This window comes from Gemmatimonas sp. (assembly GCF_044376735.1).
GTDB lineage: Bacteria > Gemmatimonadota > Gemmatimonadetes > Gemmatimonadales > Gemmatimonadaceae > Gemmatimonas.
In genome coordinates this window covers 1-6687 of the sequence record NZ_JBILKJ010000144.1, presented here as the reverse complement: position 1 = coordinate 6687, position 6687 = coordinate 1, and the positions used below count along the sequence as shown (strand labels likewise).

General features: G+C 66.7%; 6 protein-coding genes. All 6 read right to left on the bottom strand.

Features of this window, described 5'->3' with window-relative positions; translation table 11 throughout:
- Window positions 1-260: 260 nt before the first annotated feature.
- Window positions 261-1274: an alpha/beta hydrolase gene (locus ACIRA7_RS13885; protein ID WP_396221442.1), complete on the bottom strand. Its 1014-nt coding sequence runs from the start codon at window positions 1272-1274 to the stop codon at window positions 261-263.
- A gap of 16 nt (window positions 1275-1290) precedes the next feature.
- Window positions 1291-2244 carry a D-2-hydroxyacid dehydrogenase gene (locus ACIRA7_RS13880; RefSeq protein ID WP_396221441.1) on the bottom strand — a complete coding sequence of 318 codons (954 nt, stop codon included), beginning with the start codon at window positions 2242-2244 and terminating at the stop codon, window positions 1291-1293.
- 8 nt (window positions 2245-2252) lie between these two features.
- The gene (locus ACIRA7_RS13875) at window positions 2253-3047 is read right to left on the bottom strand and encodes an ABC transporter permease (protein ID WP_396221440.1); all 795 of its coding nucleotides are present in this window, start codon (window positions 3045-3047) and stop codon (window positions 2253-2255) included.
- Window positions 3044-4003: an ABC transporter permease gene (locus ACIRA7_RS13870; protein ID WP_396221443.1), complete on the bottom strand. Its 960-nt coding sequence runs from the start codon at window positions 4001-4003 to the stop codon at window positions 3044-3046. Before ACIRA7_RS13870 ends, ACIRA7_RS13875 begins: the two co-directional genes overlap by 4 nt.
- Window positions 4003-5643 carry a peptide ABC transporter substrate-binding protein gene (locus tag ACIRA7_RS13865; RefSeq protein WP_396221439.1) on the bottom strand — a complete coding sequence of 547 codons (1641 nt, stop codon included), beginning with the start codon at window positions 5641-5643 and terminating at the stop codon, window positions 4003-4005. Before ACIRA7_RS13865 ends, ACIRA7_RS13870 begins: the two co-directional genes overlap by 1 nt.
- A partial coding sequence (locus ACIRA7_RS13860) for a DUF885 family protein (protein WP_396221438.1) occupies window positions 5640-6687 on the bottom strand: 1048 nt, incomplete at its 5' end. The genes ACIRA7_RS13860 and ACIRA7_RS13865, both read right to left, overlap by 4 nt.

Sequence of the window (6687 nt, the reverse complement as noted above, 5' to 3'; positions counted from 1 at the left end):
GCCGCTCCAGGGGCCACGTCGCCGCTGCCGTCCATTGCCCGGCAGTTTGCCAGCGGCACGAGCGACATCTCCGAGCAGGTGGACACCCTGCTCTGGAAGGATCCGCACGGCGATCGAACCAGTTGAGTCGGGCGACGTGCTGGTGATGGCCGTTGCGGAACGACTCGGTGCACGCGAGATCCTCACCACCGACCGGCGTCATTTTGGTGCGGTGCGCTCGAACGGAAGCCGCGTGGTGTCGTTGGTGCCGTAGTCGCGTCTCAGCGGGCGGCGAACACCGCGCGGTAAAACGCAAAATTCCGTTCGCCGAGCGCCTCGAGGAGCGCCATGGTGTCATGCCCTACGTTGGGCACCAGCGTGTACTCCTGCGCAATCGCCAATCGCGTGACGTGCGCGCGAAACTCCTCGTTGGCCGGCAGTGTGAAGTCGAGCGAACCCACCACCTGACGAAAACGCGTCAGCGCACGGGGCGTTCCGCGTATCGTAGCGGCATACTGTTCGGCCACGGTGAACGGGTTCTGCGCGACATAGTACGTCATGTCATCGCTGTACACCTCACGCAGGATCTGCGCCCGCTCGGCGGGATTCCCCGTGGCGCGCGGCCCGTTGAAGTCGAGGTCCAGCGGGCCCGCCGCGAACATGCTCATCGCGGCGAATACGTCGGGGTAGCGCAGTCCCCATCGCGATGCGCCATACCCGCCCATGCTGAACCCTTCCAGCAACCGCCCGTCGCGCGTGGCCACGGTGCGAAAGGTCGCGTCGACATGCGGTACCAAGTCGCGCACCACCATCGACTCCATGGGGACGCGTCCGTCTTTGGAATCGGCCCACATGCTCGACGCCATGCCGTTGGGGAATACGACGAGCATGGGCGGAATGCGTCCCGCGCGGATGGCGTCGTCAAAATACGCCGCGAGCACGGAAATACCACCGAGACCTCCACCGCTGCCGTGCAGCCAGTAGAGCACCGGGAACCGTCGTGCCGCGTCGCTGTCGTACTGCGGCGGCGTGTACACGTGATAGCTCACGGTGGCGCGCGCGATCACACTGGAGAAGGTGCGATACTGCACGCGTGGCGCGCTGATAGCGTTGGTGGTCCACACGACTGGCGGTACTACAGGTGGCGCGGGGGCTACCGGCGCTGCAGCCGTTCCGGCGCTGCAGCCGCAGAGCGCGAGCAGCACGAAGGAGAGGGCGCGTCGCACGTTCATCGCCCGATGGCCCGTAGCAACCGCATTGGCATGCGCGACTCGACTCGGTGGCGTGGCGAACATCCGTCTATCTCCGCCGTCAGTAGCCGCGCGTGCGGTCGACCACCCACTTCGGCAGCTCACCGCGCTCGAGCGATTCGAGACACTCCAGAAAGCCATGGGCGGCGCCATCGATGGTGGTGAGTCCGGAGATGTGCGGCGACACCATCACGCGCGGATCGCTCCAGAGCGGCGAGTCGGCCGGCAGCGGTTCGGTGGCGAACACATCGAGTGCCGCCGCGCGCAGCCAGCCGTTGTCGAGCGCTTCGGGCAACGCGGTTTCCTCGACCACCGAGCCACGGCCGGCGTTCAGCAGCACGGCACCCTGACAACGCGACAGCACGTCGCGCGAAACAAGGCCGCGCGACGCCGGCGTGTCGGGGACAGCCACCACGATCCAGTCGGCGTCGCCCACCAGGTTGGCGAGCTCGCTGGCCGGATGCACGGCGCTGAAGGCCCCGCTGTTTGCTGTGCCGCTGCGTGACACGCCGGTCACGTGCACGCCCAATGCCTGCAGCGACAGCGCGATGGCGCGGCCGATATCACCCGTGCCCACCACGAGGGCTCGCGTGCCGGCTACGCGCGCGATGTCGCGCGGCGCCCAACGACGCTCGCGCTGTGCTTCCGCCAACTCCAGGACCTGCAGCTGGATCGCAAAGATGCGCGACACCGCCCACTCGGCGATCATGGGCCCGAACGATTCGGGGCTGCGGGTGAGCAGGATGGCGGGATCGAGATCGGACGCCATCCACGAATCGACGCCGGCACCGGTGCACTGAATCCAGCGCACGTTCCCCATATCCGACACCGACGGCGGACGCTTGAAGCCGATATAGGCCTCCGCCCAAGCGAGATCCTCGGCGGTGATGTCGGTAAACACCTTGCCACGCAATTCGAGGTCGGGGCGACGCGCGCGAATGGACTCGGCGATGCCCACATGCGCGTTGGCGCCAATGGCGATGCGCCGCGGCGCGAACGGAAGCGCGAAGGTCATGACACGGCCTAACGTGGAGTGGGAGACGAACCGATGGCATCACCGACGGCGTTGCAGGCGAGCACGGTGACAAAGATGAAGAGGCCGGGGAAGATCGCAAGCCACGGTTCGCTGGTCATCGCGGTCTGGGCCTGATAGAGCATGTTGCCCCAGCTGGCGGTGGGGGGCTGCACGCCCACGCCGAAGAAGCTCATCGTGCTTTCCAGCAGGATGCCGCGGCCGATGGCGAGCGTGGTGGCGACCGTGGCGGCAGGGATGACACCCGGGATGATGTGGCGCACGATGACGCCCACCGGATTGGCGCCGATGGCCCGCGCCGCCTGCACGAAATCGAGCGACGCCAACGACTGCACTTCGGCCCGCACGACGCGCGCGGTTTCCATCCATCCGGCAGCGGCCACCAGCAGGATCAGCATCGGCACGCCGGGCTGCAGCACGGCGGCGCCAAGCATGAGCAGCGGAAGTCGCGGAATGGCGAGCATGGCATCGGTGGCGCGCATGAGCGCGTCGTCGACCCAGCGACCAGCGTATCCGGCCACCGAGCCCACCGCGACGCCGATTGCCGCGCTCATGAGGGCCGACAACACACCGATGGCGAGCGACACGCGCGCCCCCACCAGCACGCGCGTGAGCACGTCGCGCCCGAGTTCATCGGTGCCGAACCAGTGCACCATCGACGGCGCTGCGCGACGGTTGGCAAGATCGAGCGCATCGGCGGCGAAGGGCGCCAGATACGGCGCCAGCAGCGACGCCACCACGAGCGTGGCGAGAAAGAGCAGGCCACCACGCGGTCCGGCCTTCATGCGGTGCTCCGCGTGCGCGGATCGAGGGTGCGCACCGCGATGTCAGCGAGCAGATTCAGCACCATGACGGCGATGGCGCCGCACATGAGGAACGCCATCAGCACCGGGTAATCGCGTTTCACGAGCGATTCGGTGAACAGACTTCCCACGCCGGGCCAAGCGAACACGCTTTCGGTGACGACGGCCCCCGACGCCATCATGGCGGCGTCGAGCAGCACGACGGTCACGAACGGGCCGAGCGCATTGGGCAGCGCATGGCGCAACAGGACGCCGAGTTCGGAGACACCGCGCACCCGCGCCGCATTCATGTAGGGGAGGCCGATGGTTTCGCGCATGCCACGGCGGAGATACCGAGACCACGCCGCGCCCTGCACGGCGGCGAGGACGACCACCGGCAGCACGAGGTGCGCGATACGGTCGGCGAACGAGCTGGCCCCGAACGACGCGCGACCGGACGACGGCAGCCACCCCAACGTGATCGCGAACACCAACTGCAACAGCAAGCCGAACCAGAACACCGGCAGCGAAATGCCGGCCACGGCACCGAACGACGTGATGCGATCGAACAGGCGATGCACTGACGCCAGCACGCCGACCGGCAGCGCGACGCAGAGGGCCAGCAGCGTGCTGGCCCCGACCAGTTCGAGCGTGGCGGGTACGCGCTCCAGCACGCGGTGCAGCACCGGACGACCGTCGGCGAAGCTGTATCCCCAGTCGCCGCGCACGAATGCCGACAGCCACGACGCGTACTGCGCGGCGAGCGGACGATCGAGCCCCATGGCGGCGCGCAGGCGCTCGATGTCCTGCGGCCGCACATTCGGATTCTCGAGGTAGGCCGCCAGCGGACCGCCGGGCACCGCCTGCAGCAGCGCGAAGACCAGCATCGAGATGAGGACCAGCAGAGGAATGCTTTGCAGCACGCGGCGCAGGATCATGCCGTGCATCGCGCCACGCATCACGGCGTGCGGATCTCCCACTGGTACACGTTCCAGAACGGACCGGCGTTGGTCGGATTGCCGGTGAACCCCTTCAGGGACCTCGGCACGGCATCGACCTTGGCCGTGTTGTACAGCACGATCTCCGGTACAAGGGACGCAATGCGACGCTGCGCGTCACGCAGCAGCGCGTTACGCTGTGCGACATCGGCGGTGCGATCGGAGCGATACAGCAGCGACGTGAGCGTGGTGTCGTTCACATAGTTGATGTTGCGCCCGGCCGGCGGCATGCGGTCGCCGGCGAAGAACAGCGTGAGCTCCGGATCGGCACCCATCTGCCACCAGTGCAACATGGCGTCGAACTCGCCACTGAACCACACGCTGCTGATGGTCGTACCATCGAGCAGCTTGACCTGCATGTCCACGCCGACGTCGCGGAACGCCTGCTGCAATGCCTGCGACACGTTCTCGCGAATCGCGAACCCTGACTGCGTAATGAGCGTGAACGCGAGCCGCTTGCCGTCTTTCCGGCGGATGCTATCGGCGCCGGGCACCCAGCCCGCTTCGGTGAGCAGCGCACGCGCGCGCTCGGGATCGAAGCCGTACGATTGCACCTTCGGCTCGTAGGCGGCGGAGAGCGGCTGGATCGGACCGTTCACCACCTCCACCTGTCCGTCGAGGATCGTGCGCACGAGCAGATCCCGATCGACGGCATGGGCCAGCGCTTGCCGCACCTTCACGTCAGCGAACGGCGTGAAGTGCTTCTGGTTGAGCGTCACGTGTTCGTAACCGTTGCCGACCACCCGGTTCATTCGCAGGTCGCTCACGGCCTCGAGCTCGCGCACTTTATCCCACGCCACCAGCGCCACCATGTGCACCTCCCCCGACTTGAGGAGATTGATGCGCGTGGTGGTGTTCGTGAGGAAGCGGAAGAGCAGCTGCTTGATCTTGGGATACTCCGCGCCGCGCCAGTAGCCTTCGGCGCGCTCGAGGAGGATGTACTCGCCCGTCTTCCACTCCTTCACTTTGTATGGGCCGGTGCCGAGTGGCGCGCGGTTGTAGTCGTTGGCGGTGTTGAGATCGCGCCCTTCGAGTACGTGCTTGGGCAGTGTGCCGCGCACGAACTGCAGCTGATACGGCGCGTAGATCTCCTTGTAGTGCACCACGGCCGTGAGCGAGTCGGGCGTATCCACCGAAGAAATGCGGTCGAAGCCGTCCACGCTTTCCGGCTTCCAGTCGCCCTTGTTGATCGCGTCCACGGTGAACTTCACGTCGGCCGACGTATGCGGTACGCCGTCGTGCCACTTCACCCCGGGGCGGAGCTTCCAGGTTACATCCATGCCGCCATCGGCGCGCACGACCACGCCGCCATTCTCCGTGGTTGGAATCTCGGCGGCGAGCACGGGGATGATCTTCATCTCCTCGTCATTGGTGACGAGCCCTTCCACCACGCCTGCCTCGATGTCTTCGAGAATGTGCGTGGCATAGCGGTTCATCGTGTCGGGCTCACGATCGTAGCCCACGATCAGCAGATCATTCGACGGTCCGCTGCGGGCCGTCTCTCCGCCACAGGCCGCGAGTGACGCACAGAGCGCGGCGGTCACGCCGAGGGGCGCACCGCGGATCGCGCGAGGGAACGAGCGTACGGTCCAGCGCATCATGACGTTGCCGTGAGGAGTCGCGCCGCCAGCGCCACAGGGATGGATCCCCGGCTCAACAGCGCGTCGTGAAAGTGTCGCGGCGAGTAGTCCGCCCGCGCGCGCATGGCATCCCGCAGATCGAGAATGCCCTGCGTGCCCAGCCAGTACATCACCGCAGTGCAGGGGAACATGGAGTTCTTGGTGGCTTCACCCACCGCCACGGCCTCCGGCATACCGACTTCGTGTACGTAGTAGGCCACGGCCTCGGCGAAGGTGAACTCGCCCGTGTGCAAACGGATATCGACGATGGCGCGCGCCAGCATGCGCACGCGACTCTGCTGCTCGGCCGCGCGCTCGAGTGGCGTGAGAAACCCGAGTTCGTCGGCGAGTTCGGTGGCGTAGCACGCCCACCCCTCGGCCATCGATCCGCCCAGGAACATGCCGATGCGACTCGCACAGTCCACGGCGGCGATCTTGCCGATCCGTGAGTGCGACCTATGGGTGGCGTGCCCGTTCTGCACGTGATGACCAAGCGCGCCGTGATGCACGACGTGATTGAGCGTGATGGTACTGTGATTCCACGCTTTCAGGCGACGTTCGCGCTCGTCGGGCGCAATGGTGTCGTCAACAGGCGTGACCAGATACCGATGCTCGGGGCGGGGTTCATACGGCGCCGGCGAGCGATAGAACAGGAAGTAGAGCTGCGGCGCGATGTCGCGGGCCCACACGGGAATGGGCACATAGCGCAACGGCCAGTCGGGCCATGCCACCTGATCGTGCTTGAGTGCGAGCGCGCGGCACGCTTCGAACTGCGACGTGAAGGTGGCGAGGTAATCGGCTTCGGCAGGACGGTCGTTGGCCAGCGCGGCGCCGAGCGCGTCGGGAGAACCGGCCACGTCGGTGGCGAGGGCGTGGAAACGCGCCTGGGCCGCGGGCAGCTCGCCGAGCACCCGTTGCAGCAGCGCGCTGGACGACTGCGCACAGAAGTGTCCGCGCTGCAGCAGGATGTCGTACGCCTCTCTGCCGATGGCGTAGCCGGTATCGACATCGCGTGGCAACAGGTAC